This window comes from Bacillus sp. 2CMS4F (assembly GCF_023161785.1).
GTDB lineage: Bacteria > Bacillota > Bacilli > Bacillales > Bacillaceae > Bacillus > Bacillus halotolerans.
Genome location: NZ_JALNTO010000002.1, coordinates 380,355 through 395,781, shown reverse-complemented (window position 1 = coordinate 395,781; position 15,427 = coordinate 380,355). Strand labels below are relative to the sequence as shown.

Here is a 15,427-nt window from a genome sequence, read left to right as displayed (position 1 = left end):
TTTTATGTCCTCCTCGTACTTTCATAAGCCTCTGAATCTTGTTTCATCAGCTTATTCAGCCATTCCTTCAGCTCTTCAGCCGCAGAATAATTCAGCTTTTGATCCAGCTCCATCAGCTGCTGTTTTGCTTGATATGTTTGTGAGTCTGTTAAATCGCGTTTTTTCGCTCCGCTTATCACAGACAGCACACCATTCTCTATTTTAACAAAACCGAGATCAAAAAACACCTTTGTCATGAAATTGATTGTTTCAACGGACCAGCCTTTATGCCTCGCAAGCTCTGAACCGTGTTTTTTCAAGTCAAAAGCGCCTCTTTTCAGCAAGAATGCATAATACCATTTAAAGTGGTCTCTTGCCGGAAAAGATGATAAAAAGTGTTCCTCATGATTGAGAAAGATGAAGTAAATCCGCTCAGGCGCTTTGCCTTCCAGCAAACGTGCGAGCATGTCCAGCGAAGGCGGAGAATCCAGTAATACAATATATGCACCGTCAAGTTCATATGCCTTCGCTTGGTCTTCAGAACTGATAACGTGCACGTCATGGCGAAGATCTTCAGACTGAAGAAGCGTTGTGGTTTCTTCTTTGAAGGAGACAATGACTCGTTTATCAGACGGAAGGGCGGAAACCGTATCTTTCCACGTGCGTTTTCCTCTTAAGTCAAACAGCTGCCATTCAGCAACAGCCGCATCCTTGATCATCAGCTGCGGTTTTTTTCTGTTATTCCATTCATTGATCGACATTTCACCAACAATCGAAATTTTTGAACCGGGCACTATACTTTCCTCAAGCTCGCCTTTGTTAAAACCGACGCAGTCAAGCTGGGATGAATCGTTTCTAATCGTCATTTTGACATGATTTTTATTCGCCCCGATTTTGCGGACATCTTCCAGCACTGCGTTTTCTACCATCACATGCGGTTTCGGGTTCAGCATGCCGAAGGGAGAAAGCAGATTCATCTCTGTGATGCTTTCAACCGTAATGTCCTCCACGCTGCATACGAGGTCTACTTCCTGTACAGGAATAAAATCTTCTTCTGTAAGCGTATTGTCAGCTATCTCATTCAGCCTGTTCCGCAATTCCGGCACATCTTCGGCATTCAGCGTCATGCCAGCCGCCATTGGATGGCCTCCAAAGTGCGGAAGAATATCTCTGCATTCAGAAAGGCTTTCAAACAAATTAAATCCCCTGATGCTTCGTGCCGAACCTTTGGCGATCCCTTTTTCTTCATCAATTCCAAGAACAATGGCCGGGCGGTAAAAACGGTCTACAAGCTTTGAAGCTACAATTCCGACGACTCCGGGATTCCACCCTGCTTTTGCCACGACAATCGCAGTTTGATTAAGCCCTTCTTGTTCAACCATTTCAATCGCTTCATCCGTCATTTTGCTGACCATCTTTTGCCGTTCTTTATTAAGCTGATCGATTTCAGCGGCAAGCTCTTCCGCTTCAAACGGGTCCTCGGACATAAGCAAATGAACAGCAGGATCGGCCTGTTCAATTCTTCCGACTGCATTCAGTCTCGGTGCGAGCTGAAATCCGACGGTTTCTTCGTTCGCTTCTCCGATTTCTCCGCCTGAGAGCTTAATCAGTTCTTTTAAACCAAGCCGGTTCGTCCGCCGGAGCTTTTCGAGACCTAATGTTGCAATTAATCTGTTTTCATCATGCAGCGGAACTAGATCGGCAATGGTGCCGATTGCCGCCAGGTCAAGAAGTTCATCTGGCAATTCGCCCAATAATGCGTGGGCAAGCTTAAACGCCACGCCCACTCCTGCAAGCTCCTTAAAAGGGTAGGTGCAGCCAGGCTGCTTCGGGTGAACGATCGCATGGACATCCGGAAGCTCCGGTCCAGGCTCATGGTGGTCGGTAATGATGACATCTAAGCCAAGCTCTTTTGCTACCTCCGCTTCATGGACAGCGGCAATCCCCGTATCAACCGTAATAATGAGTGAGAAGCCTCGTTCTTTAATCGAGCGAAACGCCTGTTCATTAGGGCCGTAGCCTTCTTTAAACCGGTCAGGTATATAAAAATCAACTTGCGCCGACAGCTTTTGCAAAGTGTGCAGCATCACTGACGTACTGGTAACTCCATCGGCGTCATAATCGCCATATATCATAATCTGTTCTTGTTGTGAAATCGCCTGTTTTATTCGTTCAACCGCTTCTTTCATCCCCTTCATCTCATAGGGATCATAGAATTCGGCATCCTTTGTATGTAAAAACAGCCTCGCGTTTTCTGCCGTATCAAAGCCTCTTTTTACAAGCAGCGACGCAACAAGAGGTGTTATGTCCAATTGTTCTGTGAGTGATTTGACCTTTTCCTGATCTGGTCGCTGGATTTCCCATCGCATTTTTGACGCTAACATAAATTCACCCCTCAACCACCCTATTATACTAGAGCATGCTGAGGGGTTTCAAATATAATTCGAAAACTAGTCTTTTTTCTCAATCATGGCGGATGCATCCTGTGTGTCGGCTTGAACATTATTCAAATGAGCATCCTCTTGGTTATGTATCACATCCTGTGCGGTTTTGGTTTCTTTCCGCAACGCTTTTATTTCTCTCTTTAATTTCATGACTTGAAAAATTCCGGCAGAAAAAACGATCAGCGCCCCCATCAGTACTGAACCTAAAATAACTAGAATAAGCGGCCACTCTGATCTGCCAAACAGGTAATCAACTTCTACGGATCTTACATTAATTACTGCGAAAACAGCGACAAGCAACGTAAAAATAAGTGCAAATATAATCGTCCATTGTTTGTTCATTCGATTACCCCCAAACTTCACTTATTGAGGTTAGTTTCCCTATTCACATTGGTTTTAAACATGGCTTGACGCGAGTCAAGCCCCCAGTGCGGTTAATTTTTCACGGATCAGCCTTTTCAGTCCGTCTCTCTCTCCAGAGATGACGAGTGTATCTCCTTCTTCTATCACTGTTTCAAACCCTGGATTCAATTGCTTTTTCTGATTCTTCTTTAATATAGCGATGACTGTCGCTTGATATTCCTGCCGCACGTCCAAATCACCGATTGTCTTGTGAACGGCTGGTGCTCCTGCTTCTGCTTTAAACCATTCTATAATCAAATCGTCAAGAGCCACTTCCACGGTTTCTAACGCTTTCGGTTTATATGCCATCCCGCCCAGAATCGCAGAAATCTGCCTCGCTTCCGCATCATCAAACTGTACGGATGTCACACATTCTTCATGATCATTTTCGTCAAAATAATACAGCTCTCTTCTGCCGTCGTCATGAATGATAATTGATATTTTATCTTGGTTTCTGGTGACAATCTCAACTTTTTGCCCGATACCCGGCAGCTCCGACTCGCGAACCTTCATACCCAAACCCTCCCACATAAATGAAAACCTGTCACAAATCCTCTTCACACCATTTATATGTTTAATTGTAAGCGTATGTCATTATAGCAAATGTCTATTTTAAGATCAATCAAACGCCAAAAAATCAGGCTGCCCATAATGGACAGCCTGACAGTTACTCTATTGTTCCGTACCTTTTTTTAATTCTTTCCCTTTCCAAACAAGCCAAATTTGCGCGGCAATGTAGAGGGATGAATAAACACCTGTTAACAGCCCAACCAATAGAGCGATTGAGAAGTTTGTAATAGAAGATGCTCCAAAGATCAGCAATGTTATGACAACAATTACTACAGTTAATACAGTATTAATGGATCTTGTAAAGGTTTGCTGCAAGCTTAGATTTACGATATGGCTCAAATCGGCAAACGTTTTCGGCTTGCGCTTTTTCATATGCTCGCGAACCCTGTCAAATGTAACGATTGTATCGTTAATCGAATAACCGACAATCGTCAGGACGGCCGCAATAAAGGTAACATCTACCTCCAGCCTTGTAATGCTGAAAAATGTGACAATAAAGAAAGCATCATAAAGCAGTGAAACAATCGCAGCAATCGCCATTTTGTACTCGAATCGGATGGAAACGTAAATAATGATTCCGATTGAAGCAATGGCTACTGCGTACAATGCATTTCTCGCCAGTTCTTTACCAACAGTAGGTGACACCGTGCTGACATTCGGCTCGGATCCGTACTTGTCTTTAAAGTAATCTTTCACTTTTGCAATGGTTTCTTTATCAGGCACTCCTACAAAGCGGGCAACACCAATATTGCTCTTTTCGCCTGACAAGACTACCGTGTCAGGTTCCATGCCGAGTGATGCAAAGTCCTTCTCCACCTGCTCTGTCGTGAGCTTATGGTCACTTTGCACTTCAATCCGTGCGCCGCTCGCAAAGTCAATGCCCAGATTCAGCTTAAATACAAGCAGAATAATAATCCCGGCAACGGTAACTACACTTGAGAAAATAAAGAAAAATTTTCGTTTGCTCGTAAAATCCCATTTTTGGAACGGCGTATACGGTTCTGTATTTTCATCTGTGTCCTGGATGTCCACAATATGTTTCTTTTTGACGCCAAACCAGCCTTTTTTCCGGTCTAACCATCTGCTTTCCACAAGAAGCGAGAGCAGAAATCTTGATAAGAAGACTGCGGTAATAAAGCTTGTCAGAATCGACAGAATCAGCATTGTCGCAAACCCTTTAACAGAGCTTGTCCCAAAAACAAAGAGCACAACCGCTGCAACAATGGTTGTAATATTCGCGTCAAAAATCGTCGCAAATGACCGTCTGTTTCCTGAGCGAAAGGCAGAACGGACGGATTTTCCTAGCTTAAGCTCTTCCTTAATCCGCTCATAGGTGATGATGTTGGCATCTACAGCCATCCCGACGCCTAAAATGAGTGCGGCTATTCCCGGAAGAGTGAGAACAGCGTTCATCCAGTCAAAAATCTGAAGCGTAATGTATACATAAACTGATAGCGTAATCACCGCAATCAATCCTGGCAGGCGGTAATACAAAAGCATAAATAGGAAAATAATAGCTATTCCAACAATACCTGCAAACACCGTATCATGCAGCGCCTGCTGTCCAAATTGTGCGCCTACTGATGTTGAGTATTTTTCAGTCAGTTTAACAGGCAGCGCCCCGGCATTTAAAATGCTGGCTAAATCTTTCGCTTCCTGGACTTTAAAATGCCCTTCAATTTTTACATCTTTTGTATTTAATTCCTGGCTTACATTCGGAGCGGAAACATATTTAGGGTCCTCTTTCTGAACTTCTTTTTTAAAAGAATCGCCTTTTTCGTAATCCAGCCAAATAACAAGCTGGTTGTTTGGCGCCATATTCATGACCTTTTTCGTCACTTCTCCGAATTTATCAGCGTCTTTCAATTTGATAGTGACAATCGGTTCATTTGTTGTACTATCATAAGTTTGTTGTGCGCCGTTTTCGACGAGATCCGCACCATTCAGCAATTCTTTATCATTTGCATCTCTGAAAGAAAGCTGAGCCTCAGTCGCCAAAATTTCCCGCGCTCTGTTTTGGTTTGTCACACCAGCTAGCTGAACACGAATCCGGTTATTTCCTTCAATTTGGATGTTCGGTTCACTGACACCGAGGACATTCGCCCTGCGGTTCAAAGCCTCTACTGTGCTGACCAGAACGTCTTTTGTGATTTTGTCACCTTTTTTTACGGGCTGTACGTCATACAGCACCTCAAATCCGCCTTGCAAATCCAATCCTAACGTAATATTGTTTGCAGCAGGCTTTGTAAAGTAGCCCAGACCCGTGCCAATCAATAGAACGAAAAGGAAAAACGCAATCAAGCGTCCTTTTTTCATTATGTATATCCTCCCTTAAACCTATGCAGATCAACTGCTACCTCAGTAGTTCTTCCAATGCTTCCTGACCTTCTTCACTGCCCAGCCAATTAGACGTTTTAAATGACTCAACAGTTGCATAGTTCATAAATTCTCCAATTTTCACTGATAAAATATCCCTTGTCAGTTCATAGATGTGCAGTTCCGATTTCTTTTTCCACTTCTTGTTTTTTAAGTATGACCACAAACTATCGAGTTCAACATCATCATATCCCAGAATCTTAAACTCTTCCAGTTTGCTGTAAAGAAACGGCCTTACGTGGTCTTTATACAGATCGGCTGGATGCTTATCCACGAATTCCACGCTCCTTTTTTATTGTTTTTCAAGAAGACTTGTCATGCTTGGACGATATATACGCATATCTTTATTGTATATGATTCCAGGTAGTTTGAGAAGGCAGGGGGTAAAAATGGCGAAACAGACGTTTTTAAAGGGCACTCTTATCCTTATCGCAGCAGGGATGGTCACAAGAATGCTCGGCTTTGTCAACCGGGTGGTCATCGCCCGTTTTATCGGCGAAGAAGGGGTCGGGCTCTATATGATGGCGGCTCCTACCTTTTTCTTAGCCACTACATTAACTCAATTCGGTCTTCCCGTCGCGATCAGTAAGCTTGTCGCTGAAGCCAGTGCACGCGGAGATCATCAAAAAACGAAAAATATTTTAGTCATGTCTCTTACCATCACTGGGATTCTCAGCCTGATTTTCACACCGCTGTTTTTATTTTTCGCCCCGGTAATGGCGGAAACCATGCTGACAGATCAGAGGACGCTGTACCCCCTCTTGGCCATTACTCCGGTCGTGCCGATTATCGCCATATCCAGTGTGCTGAGAGGGTATTTTCAAGGAAAACAAAATATGAACCCGCTTGCCGTTTCACAAGTCCTAGAACAGGTCGTCCGCATTTCTCTAGTGGCTGTATGTACGACGATTTTTCTCCCTTACGGAATTGAATATGCCGCAGCGGGAGCCATGCTTTCTTCAGTTGCAGGAGAGCTGGCATCACTCGTTTATTTATTCATTTGTTTCAAATTCAAAAAGACAATGAAAATCAGAAACCATTTTTTTCAATCGATTAAAAATGGAAAAGAAACTTTTTCTCAATTAATGAGCGTCTCACTTCCTACAACCGGCAGCCGTTTTATCGGCAACCTGTCTTGGTTTTTTGAACCCATTGTTGTCGCGCAAAGCCTTGCAATTGCCGGAGTGGCGACAGTTGCGGCTACAAAGCAATACGGGGAACTGACCGGCTTTGCCATGACGCTGCTGACTCTGCCCAGCTTTATTACATATTCTTTGTCGACCGCGCTTGTTCCTGCGATAAGTGAAGGAATGGAACAGAAAAAACTTCAGGTGGTTGAATACCGATTGGAGCAGGCCATGCGGCTGTGCCTGCTTAGCGGGGGCATTTCAGTAGTGATTTTATATGTGTTTGCGGATGAGCTGATGAGCGTGATGTATGGGTCCTCAGGCGCAGCTGTGTTTATAAAAGTCATGGCTCCGTTTTTTCTGCTTTATTATTTCCAGGGGCCGCTTCAGGCTGTGCTGCAGGCGCTCAATTTAGCAGGAGCTGCAATGATGAACAGCTTGATCGGAGCCCTTGTAAAAACAGGCCTTATTTTCGTCCTTGCCACGAGACCGTCTCTCGGCATCATGGGTGCTGCATTAGCGATTGTAACGGGCATGGTGCTCGTCACCCTTTTGCATGCAGCGACAGTGAGCAAAGTGCTGCCGATCAGCATCAAAATAAAAGAGTACGTGCTCTGCTTTGCGGTTATTTTTATATGCGGGTTCCTCAGCTCTGCTGTCAAACAATATGTGCGGTTCGGAGAGTCAGAGGCTGTGAATGTTGCCGGATGGATTGCGATAAGCGCTGTTTTCTATATCATCTTGCTGCTCGTTTTCCGTTTAATCAAAAAAGATGAGCTTCGCCGCATCCCTATTATCGGACGCCTGATCGTCCGATGAAAATCAGGTGCGGTGCCCATCTTTTTCATCAATAAAAAATTCGCCGTCAGTAAACGAACAAAATGATATAGCTGAAGGATTCGTATATCCCTGTTTCAATAAATTCTCCTCAAGCCACTGGTTATCTTTGCCGATCCGAGCCAGGTTCTCAGTTTGAATGTCACCGTCAATGATAAGCGGCATCTCCAGCTGTCTATGTTCATCATTGTTTTGTTTTTTTACGACAGTCAGTTTGCCTGACGGCTCTAATATAGCAAATGATACATCTGCCACTCTGTCGATATTATTTTCTCTTAGCTGAACCATCAAATCATCAAAATTATAACGCTGTGATTTCATGGCGTTTTCGTCAATTTTTCCGTATTTAATGATAATGGTGGGCTTGCCGTCAAGAAGCTGACGTACGTTCCGGTTTTTTAAGGATATGTATGCAAACGTCACTTGGATCATCATTAGCACAAGCATTGGCAAAATGGTATGAAACAGATGGTCCTCTACGTTTTCTATGGCCAGGACAGCAATTTCTGCCATCATGATAAAGACAACGAGATCTAATATACTAAGCTCTCCGATCTCCCGCTTGCCCATGAAACGAAAAATAATCAGGATCACAAAATATAATACGACTGTGCGAAACGTTATAGTAAGAAGCTCTTCCATCATGCACCTCCAACTCATCATAGCATGCAACAAAACATACGATTTATGTAAGAAAAAGCGATCGTATTTCATAAAGCTTTTACGTCTAATTCACGGAACGAGGGAATACATTTTTACAAAGACGAGCCATCAGCATGTCTGAGGCTTTGTTTAAAAAGAACAGAAGCCTTTATAGATAGGCAGGGAGGAGAAATTCATGGAGGAAACGAAACAAGTTGGAAAAGGCATACTCTACGGCTTAATCGCTATTTTTTCAGCCATGCTCCTAACGAGTTTAGCCGTTTCACTTTTACTGACAGCAACCTCGCTTGAAGAATCATCATTCAACTGGCTGATTACCGCCGTATCATTTCTTTCTTTATTTATCGGCGGATTCATATCTGGCGGGAAAGGGAAGGAAAGAGGATGGCTGATTGGGGCATTGACTGCTTTAAGCTTTTCCTTGATTATTTTACTGTTTCAATATCTGGGATTCGGAAAAACATTTACAGCAGAACAGCTGCTCTTCCATCTTGGCTTTTTAGGAGTATGTATGCTTGGCGGCATTTTCGGAGTGAATTTGAGAGGAAGCAGATCTTCCTAATAAAAAAAGAGCGGGGGTTACCCGCTCTTTTTTGTTTGCTATGTATGAACTCCTGCTGTTATTCAGCAGCAGAAGTTTCTCTGATCGCGCGGCGGTCGAAAGTAAGACGTGTGTTATCACCAGTCTTAATGACGACTTTGCTTTCGTCGATAGAGTCAACTGTACCGTGCAATCCACCGATTGTCACGACTGAATCGCCTTTTTTCAGTTCCTCCTGCATTCGACGCACAGCTTTTTGCTGCTTCTGCTGCGGACGGATCAGCAAGAAATAAAGAACCGCAAACATTAAAATAATAGGAACTAATGTACCTAAAGTACCTGTCATCTTTTTCCCCCCTTTCTGAAACAAACTTGCCATTATGGCTTTTTATATTAGAAGCTTTTCGCATTTGGCTTGTTATAGCCGTAACGCTCAAAGAACTCTTCTCTGAAATCACCCAGACGATCCTCGCGAATAGCCTGTCTTACCTGCTCCATTAAGTGTAACAGAAAATGAAGGTTATGGTAAGTTGTTAATCGGAGTCCAAACGTTTCATTGCAGCGAATCAAGTGTCTGATATACGCCCGTGTGTAATTTTTACATGTGTAGCAATCACACTCTTCATCAATCGGACGGAAGTCTCTCTCAAATTTTGCGTTTTTCATATTGAGCCGGCCTTCAGCAGTAAACACTGTGCCGTTCCGTGCAATACGGGTAGGCAGCACACAGTCAAACATGTCTACTCCGCGGATCGCTCCGTCAATCAGAGCATCCGGAGAACCAACTCCCATCAGATACCTCGGCTTATCCTTCGGTAAAAGCGGTGTCGTAAATTCAAGCACCCGGTTCATAACGTCTTTCGGTTCACCAACGGACAATCCACCTATAGCATATCCCGGAAAATCAAGGGAAATCAAGTCTTTCGCGCTTTGTGTGCGCAAATCTTCGTATTCTCCCCCCTGAACAATACCGAACAGGCCTTGCTCGTCCTGCCGGGCATGGGCATTGAGGCAGCGTTCAGCCCAGCGGCTTGTCCGCTCAACTGACCGTTTCATGTAATCGTATTCTGCCGGATATGGCGGGCATTCGTCAAATGCCATCATAATATCAGAGCCGAGTGCGTTTTGGATCTCCATCGCTTTTTCCGGAGATAAAAACAGCTTATCTCCATTTAAGTGATTGCGGAAGTGAACGCCCTCTTCCTCTATATTACGAAACTTGCTTAATGAAAAGACCTGAAAACCGCCTGAATCTGTTAAAATTGCGCGGTCCCAGTTCATAAATTTATGGAGTCCGCCCGCTTCTTTTACAATATCCTGTCCCGGGCGGAGCCATAGGTGATATGTGTTGCTTAATATGATGCCCGCGTCCATTGCCTTCAGCTCTTCAGGCGCCATTGTTTTGACTGTCGCCAGTGTGCCGACCGGCATAAAAACAGGCGTTTCAAAGGAGCCGTGGGGAGTATGCACTCTGCCCAGGCGCGCCCCTGTTTGTTTGCATTCTTTTATAAATTCATAGCGTATTGGTTGTTCAGCCACTTTTTATGAGGCCTCCTGTTCTCAATTTATATAATCAGCATTGCGTCGCCGAAGCTGAAGAAACGGTATTCTTCTTCAACCGCATGGTTATACGCACGCAGAACGTTTTCTCTGCCTGCAAGCGCACTGACCAGCATAATCAATGATGATTTCGGCAAGTGAAAGTTTGTAATCATTCCGTCAATGGCTTTGAATTCATAGCCCGGATAAATAAAAATAGATGTCCATCCGCTTGATGCTTTAAATCGCCCATCATGTTCACCGGCAATCGTTTCAAGCGTGCGGGTTGAGGTCGTGCCGACAGAAATAATCCGTCCGCCCTTTTCCCTTACGCTGTTTAAAGCCGCGGCCGTTTCTTCTGACATTTGATAGAACTCTGCATGCATATTATGCTCTTCCACTTCATCGGCACTGACCGGACGAAACGTTCCGAGACCGACATGCAGTGTGATGAACTCAATCTGAACGCCTTTGTCCTTCAGCTGCTGTAAAATGTCTTCCGTGAAATGAAGTCCGGCTGTAGGCGCAGCGGCAGATCCGATTTCTTTTGAAAACACCGTTTGGTAGCGCTCTCTGTCATCAAGCTGTTCCTTAATATATGGCGGAAGCGGCATTTCTCCGAGTGATTCCAGCACCTCGTAAAAAATACCGTCGTATTGGAACTCAACTTTTCTGCCGCCATGCTCCAGCTCTTCCGTGCAGACAGCTTTTAATCTGCCGTCTCCAAAAGTTACAACGGTTCCTTTTTTTACCCGTTTTGCCGGTTTGACGAGCGTTTCCCACCTGTCACCGGCTTCCTGTTTCAGCAAAAGCAGTTCTACTTTTGCCCCCGTATCCTCTTTTGTTCCGAATAACCGGGCAGGCAAAACGCGGGTATTGTTCAGCACGAGACAATCCCCTTCTTTAAAGAAACTGATAATCTGTTTAAACGAGCTGTCTGTCAGCTCTCCTGTATGTTTATCAAGCACCATCAGCCTTGAAGCGTCACGCTGTTCCAATGGCACCTGTGCAATTAAACGTTCCGGAAGTTCAAAATCAAATAAATCAACTTTCATAATTTCACCTTTATTCTAGTCTTTTGTTATTTCATTCTGCCGAAAAGATTAAGCAAGATTGATAATACCACACTTATGATAATACAAGTGACAACCGGGAAGAAAAACGTCACATTTCCTTTTTTCACAAAAATATCTCCCGGCATCTTGCCGACAAAATGCAAAACCGATCCGATAATAAGCAAAACAGCACCAAGAATCATAATGATCTTAGGAAATTCAGTCATATCGGGGAGCCTCCATTTGAAAATGATGATAAACGGCCGGTGTGACGATCCTTCCCCGCGGCGTTCTCTGGATAAAACCGATTTGCAGAAGATACGGTTCGTACACATCTTCAATCGTATGCGGTTCTTCGCCGATCGTGGCTGAAATCGTATCAAGCCCCACCGGACCGCCGTTAAATTTTTCGATCATTCCCATCAGCAGCTTGTGATCAATGTGATCCAAGCCAAGACGGTCGACTTGAAGCCGCTCCAAAGCGTCCTGAGAAATCTCTTCTGTAATCCGGCTGTCGCCTAACACCTGTGCAAAATCCCGGACCCTTCTCAGCAGGCGGTTGGCCACCCGCGGCGTTCCTCTTGATCTTCTGGCAATCTCAAGCGCTGACGGCTGATCAATTTCAACCTCAAACACATCAGCCGTTCTCGTAACAATATCAGCAAGCTCTTCTTGTGTATAATACTCAAGCCGCGACATGACGCCGAATCGATCTCTTAACGGCGCCGTCAAAAGCCCTACTCTTGTCGTGGCGCCGACCAGTGTAAAAGGCGGAAGATCAAGACGGACTGAACGGGCAGAAGGCCCTTTTCCAATGACAATATCAAGACAAAAATCTTCCATTGCCGGATAAAGCACCTCTTCAATCGATCTGTGCAGCCTATGTATCTCATCGATAAATAATACATCCCCCGGCTCGAGCGCCGTTAAGATCGCAGCCAAATCACCCGGCCTTTCAATCGCAGGTCCCGAAGTCGTCCGCAACTCCACTCCCATTTCGTTGGCAACGATGGAAGCAAGCGTCGTTTTTCCAAGCCCTGGCGGACCGTATAAAAGAACATGATCAAGCGTTTCCTGTCTCATTTTTGCGGCATCTATAAAAACACGCAAATTCTCTTTTACCTTATGCTGCCCGATATATTGAACCAGGCGCTGAGGCCTCAGGCTTTGCTCTATCACTGATTCATGGTTGTCTGCTTCACTTGAGACGAGCCGTTCATCCATGAACATCACCTTACTTCAATAGTTTTTGTAATGCTTTTTTTACGTACTGGTCTGTTGTCAGACCAATATCCTCTTTTAAGTGAGGAAGTACCTTTTTGATTTCTTTTTCGGCATAACCAAGTACCCTAAGTGCCTCCAGTGCTTCTTCAAGCGCCGTTTCTGCCGTTTGTTTTTCAAGTCTTTCTTCATGATTGAACAGATTTTCAATCATTTCAGGCACGACGTCAGCCAGCTTTCCTTTTAAATCAAGGATAATCTGGCGGGCAGTTTTTTTGCCGACACCCGGAAACTTGACTAAAAAGGCTTCATCTTCATTTTCAATTGCTTGAATGACCGCTCCCGGGTCACCTGATCCCAAAATGGCGAGTGCCCCTTTTGGACCGATCCCGGTCACATTTAACAGCTTTGTAAAGAGCGCTTTTTCCTCCCTTGTTGAAAAGCCGTATAGTAAAAACGCATCTTCTCTTACATGATGGTACGTAAAAATGGTTTCTTGACTTCTCTCCTTATATATAAACGGATTTGGCGTAAAAATTTGATAGCCAATGCCGCCGTTTTCTATCACAATATATTGGGGAGATACATAATCAATCGTCCCTTTAACAAATTCGATCACGAAAATTCACCTCTTTGACTGTTCTTCATTGTACCATAAAAACAGCCAAAGGCTTAAAGAAAAGTTAACATATGTTCGCTTCTCATTCATTGTTCCACGAAAAAAAAAGACATGAGCACATGTCTTCAATCAGCAGTGGTCACCCGCTGTACGTCTTGATATGTTCTATGACATCTTCAAACTCCGCTTTCGTCCGAAACGGAATGCCTTTTTCGAGATTTTTTTGCATATGGCTCTCCAGTCTTTCTAAGTCAATTTGAAAAAAAGATTGAATCGGTTCAGAATCCGACTCTGGCCGTCCATGAAAGGTGGAAATTACTCCGCTGTCAGAAACGCCGATATAACCATTCACCTTGCTGAGCGGAGAAATATCGTCCACCTGCTTCCGAAATAGAACGTACCCATTTTTATGTTCGACAAGCGTCCATCCCGCATAATCCGCCCAAAAGTCATCCATGGACAGCACCTTTTCACGCTTATGCTCGATGCTGACCTCTCCATCCAAAAACACTTTTTCAAGCTGCACATGCACCTGCAGCGGTTCATAGTGCTCCACTTCCGCCCCTGACGCGCGGGGAGCACCCATTAGAAAAGCTGCGGCTGAGCATAAAATCCCCAGCAACAGATACGCAGTGCTAAATCGTTTCACCCTTTACACCTCTTTGCACACGTTTATGACTAGTCTGACCAAAGAGGCTACTGCTTAACCGTTTCCTCAAAATTTGTTTGCACATTTTTCCTGACAAGCCGTTCCTCTGGATACATATCGGCGTGCCGTTCTGAAATCGTCAGAAATTGTGTCAGGAAAGCACTGAGAAAATATAATGCTGCAAAAATCCATATCACGCCGCCTGCGCCGAGCGGGCCGATAAAAAGGCTCACGATGCCGGGAGCAATAAAAGCGCACAGACCCGATCCCAGATTTAACACAGACATGGCAGCACCCTTGTTATCAGGCGCAAGCGTCGGCAAAAGCGCGCTTAATGGAACATATCCGGCCAGTGCCGCACCGTAGCAGCAGGCAATGATCATCAGCACCCAGTACTGATGCCCGATCAATTGCGGCGTGTAATAGAGCGCCAGTGTAAAAATGCCGCAGCCGACTCCGCCAAACCACATGACAGTATTGCGCCAGCCCAGTTTATCTCCAACCGCGCCGAAAATGATGTTAAATACAATGTTGACAAAAAACAGCGTCCCCCAAATTTGCAGCCATTCTGAAACAGAATAGCCGTAACGCGCCAAATAGGTCGGAAGAAATATCGCAAATCCGAATTGTCCGATAGCATTTATTGTCTTGACTACGCCGCCGATGCCGACTTTAGGATTTTCAAACATAATTGTAAACGCCTTCGACAGCTCTTTCCATTTCGGCTGATCTTGTTTTTGTACAGGCATAAATTTATCTTTATTAAAAAACAGTGCGAGAACTCCGCCTGCTGCCACAAATAGTAAAGCGCTCCAAAGCGTATTGATTTCTCCAATCGCCGGAACCGCATAGCTCGAATAAAACGGTCCAAGCACGTTCAGGCCGCACGTAAACATAAACCAAAACCAGCCGACGGCTTTACCAAGGATTTGCTGAGAGGTGCTGTATGATACCCATACAAGAAACGAGTATGCAAACAGCGGGTACCCCAAGCCCCTGAGCGCGTAGCTGCCCAAGAGAGCCGGATAGTACATATGAGGAATCGCCCAGCCGATAAAAGCAACCGAACCGAGGATAAAAGCAAGTAAACCGACCGTCATCGTCTTTCTTGGCCCCCAAGTCTGGACAAAGGTTCCTGATAGCCAAGCCGAAATCGTGACAGCAATGCCATACACCGTAAAGAGCGAAGCAGATTGCTGCATACTGAGACCGTGATCAACAAGAAAAGGAGACAGCCATCCTTGCTCAAGTCCGTCTCCAACCATAAAGATGACCACACCAATATAACCCCAAATCATGTGAGAAGGAATTCCGATTTTGTTTAAAGCATTTCCTTTAGCATGTGCTGTATTCATGATTTCCACCGCCTACTTTTTATAAAGTATCAATGGAATGTATATACCCA

General features: G+C 44.6%; 16 protein-coding genes. 2 read left to right on the top strand and 14 right to left on the bottom strand.

Features of this window, described 5'->3' with window-relative positions; genetic code table 11:
* Positions 1–2: 2 nt before the first annotated feature.
* From recJ to MTN95_RS05400, 5 genes are all read right to left on the bottom strand, one after another.
* On the bottom strand, positions 3–2,363 hold the full coding sequence (gene recJ / locus MTN95_RS05420; protein ID WP_248337277.1) for a single-stranded-DNA-specific exonuclease RecJ: 2,361 nt from the start codon (positions 2,361–2,363) through the stop codon (positions 3–5).
* A gap of 66 nt (positions 2,364–2,429) precedes the next feature.
* The gene (locus MTN95_RS05415; RefSeq protein WP_044154255.1) at positions 2,430–2,765 is read right to left on the bottom strand and encodes a LapA family protein; all 336 of its coding nucleotides are present in this window, start codon (positions 2,763–2,765) and stop codon (positions 2,430–2,432) included.
* Between the two features lie 75 nt (positions 2,766–2,840).
* Entirely contained in the window at positions 2,841–3,338 is a 498-nt protein-coding gene (locus MTN95_RS05410; RefSeq protein ID WP_105953503.1) for a cation:proton antiporter regulatory subunit, read from the bottom strand.
* 159 nt (positions 3,339–3,497) lie between these two features.
* Positions 3,498–5,711 carry a protein translocase subunit SecDF gene (secDF, locus tag MTN95_RS05405; protein WP_248337275.1) on the bottom strand — a complete coding sequence of 738 codons (2,214 nt, stop codon included), beginning with the start codon at positions 5,709–5,711 and terminating at the stop codon, positions 3,498–3,500.
* Positions 5,712–5,748: 37 nt separating this feature from the next.
* On the bottom strand, positions 5,749–6,045 hold the full coding sequence (locus MTN95_RS05400) for a post-transcriptional regulator (RefSeq protein ID WP_010335127.1): 297 nt from the start codon (positions 6,043–6,045) through the stop codon (positions 5,749–5,751).
* 115 nt (positions 6,046–6,160) lie between these two features.
* Here MTN95_RS05400 and spoVB point away from each other — a divergent pair, with 115 nt between their 5' ends.
* Entirely contained in the window at positions 6,161–7,717 is a 1,557-nt protein-coding gene (gene spoVB, locus MTN95_RS05395; protein ID WP_248337273.1) for a stage V sporulation protein B, read from the top strand.
* 3 nt (positions 7,718–7,720) lie between these two features.
* Here spoVB and MTN95_RS05390 read toward each other — a convergent pair whose 3' ends face one another.
* Positions 7,721–8,377: a DUF421 domain-containing protein gene (locus MTN95_RS05390; protein WP_024122323.1), complete on the bottom strand. Its 657-nt coding sequence runs from the start codon at positions 8,375–8,377 to the stop codon at positions 7,721–7,723.
* Positions 8,378–8,573: 196 nt separating this feature from the next.
* On the opposite strand from MTN95_RS05390, the gene MTN95_RS05385 reads away from it, so the two are divergent.
* The gene (locus MTN95_RS05385; RefSeq protein WP_024122324.1) at positions 8,574–8,960 is read left to right on the top strand and encodes a TIGR04086 family membrane protein; all 387 of its coding nucleotides are present in this window, start codon (positions 8,574–8,576) and stop codon (positions 8,958–8,960) included.
* A 58-nt stretch (positions 8,961–9,018) separates the two neighbouring features.
* Here MTN95_RS05385 and yajC read toward each other — a convergent pair whose 3' ends face one another.
* The 8 genes from yajC to MTN95_RS05345 all read right to left on the bottom strand — a co-directional run bounded on the left by yajC (position 9,019) and on the right by MTN95_RS05345 (position 15,377).
* On the bottom strand, positions 9,019–9,285 hold the full coding sequence (yajC, locus tag MTN95_RS05380; RefSeq protein ID WP_024122325.1) for a preprotein translocase subunit YajC: 267 nt from the start codon (positions 9,283–9,285) through the stop codon (positions 9,019–9,021).
* Between the two features lie 47 nt (positions 9,286–9,332).
* Positions 9,333–10,478, bottom strand: coding sequence for a tRNA guanosine(34) transglycosylase Tgt (tgt, locus tag MTN95_RS05375; protein ID WP_024122326.1), 1,146 nt, complete (start codon positions 10,476–10,478; stop codon positions 9,333–9,335).
* 26 nt (positions 10,479–10,504) lie between these two features.
* Positions 10,505–11,533, bottom strand: a complete 1,029-nt coding sequence (queA, locus tag MTN95_RS05370; protein WP_024122327.1) for a tRNA preQ1(34) S-adenosylmethionine ribosyltransferase-isomerase QueA — start codon at positions 11,531–11,533, stop codon at positions 10,505–10,507.
* Positions 11,534–11,559: 26 nt separating this feature from the next.
* Complete coding sequence (locus tag MTN95_RS05365) at positions 11,560–11,760, bottom strand: DUF2905 domain-containing protein (protein ID WP_248337271.1); 201 nt, start codon at positions 11,758–11,760, stop codon at positions 11,560–11,562.
* Positions 11,753–12,757 (bottom strand): Holliday junction branch migration DNA helicase RuvB, encoded by a 1,005-nt coding sequence (gene ruvB, locus MTN95_RS05360; protein ID WP_024122329.1) that lies wholly within the window; start codon positions 12,755–12,757, stop codon positions 11,753–11,755. The genes MTN95_RS05365 and ruvB overlap by 8 nt, the downstream gene beginning before the upstream one ends.
* Positions 12,758–12,767: 10 nt before the next feature.
* Complete coding sequence (ruvA, locus tag MTN95_RS05355) at positions 12,768–13,373, bottom strand: Holliday junction branch migration protein RuvA (RefSeq protein WP_024122330.1); 606 nt, start codon at positions 13,371–13,373, stop codon at positions 12,768–12,770.
* A gap of 139 nt (positions 13,374–13,512) precedes the next feature.
* On the bottom strand, positions 13,513–14,022 hold the full coding sequence (locus MTN95_RS05350; RefSeq protein ID WP_105953499.1) for an intercompartmental signaling factor BofC: 510 nt from the start codon (positions 14,020–14,022) through the stop codon (positions 13,513–13,515).
* 47 nt (positions 14,023–14,069) lie between these two features.
* Positions 14,070–15,377, bottom strand: a complete 1,308-nt coding sequence (locus MTN95_RS05345; RefSeq protein WP_024122332.1) for an MFS transporter — start codon at positions 15,375–15,377, stop codon at positions 14,070–14,072.
* Positions 15,378–15,427: the final 50 nt, after the last annotated feature.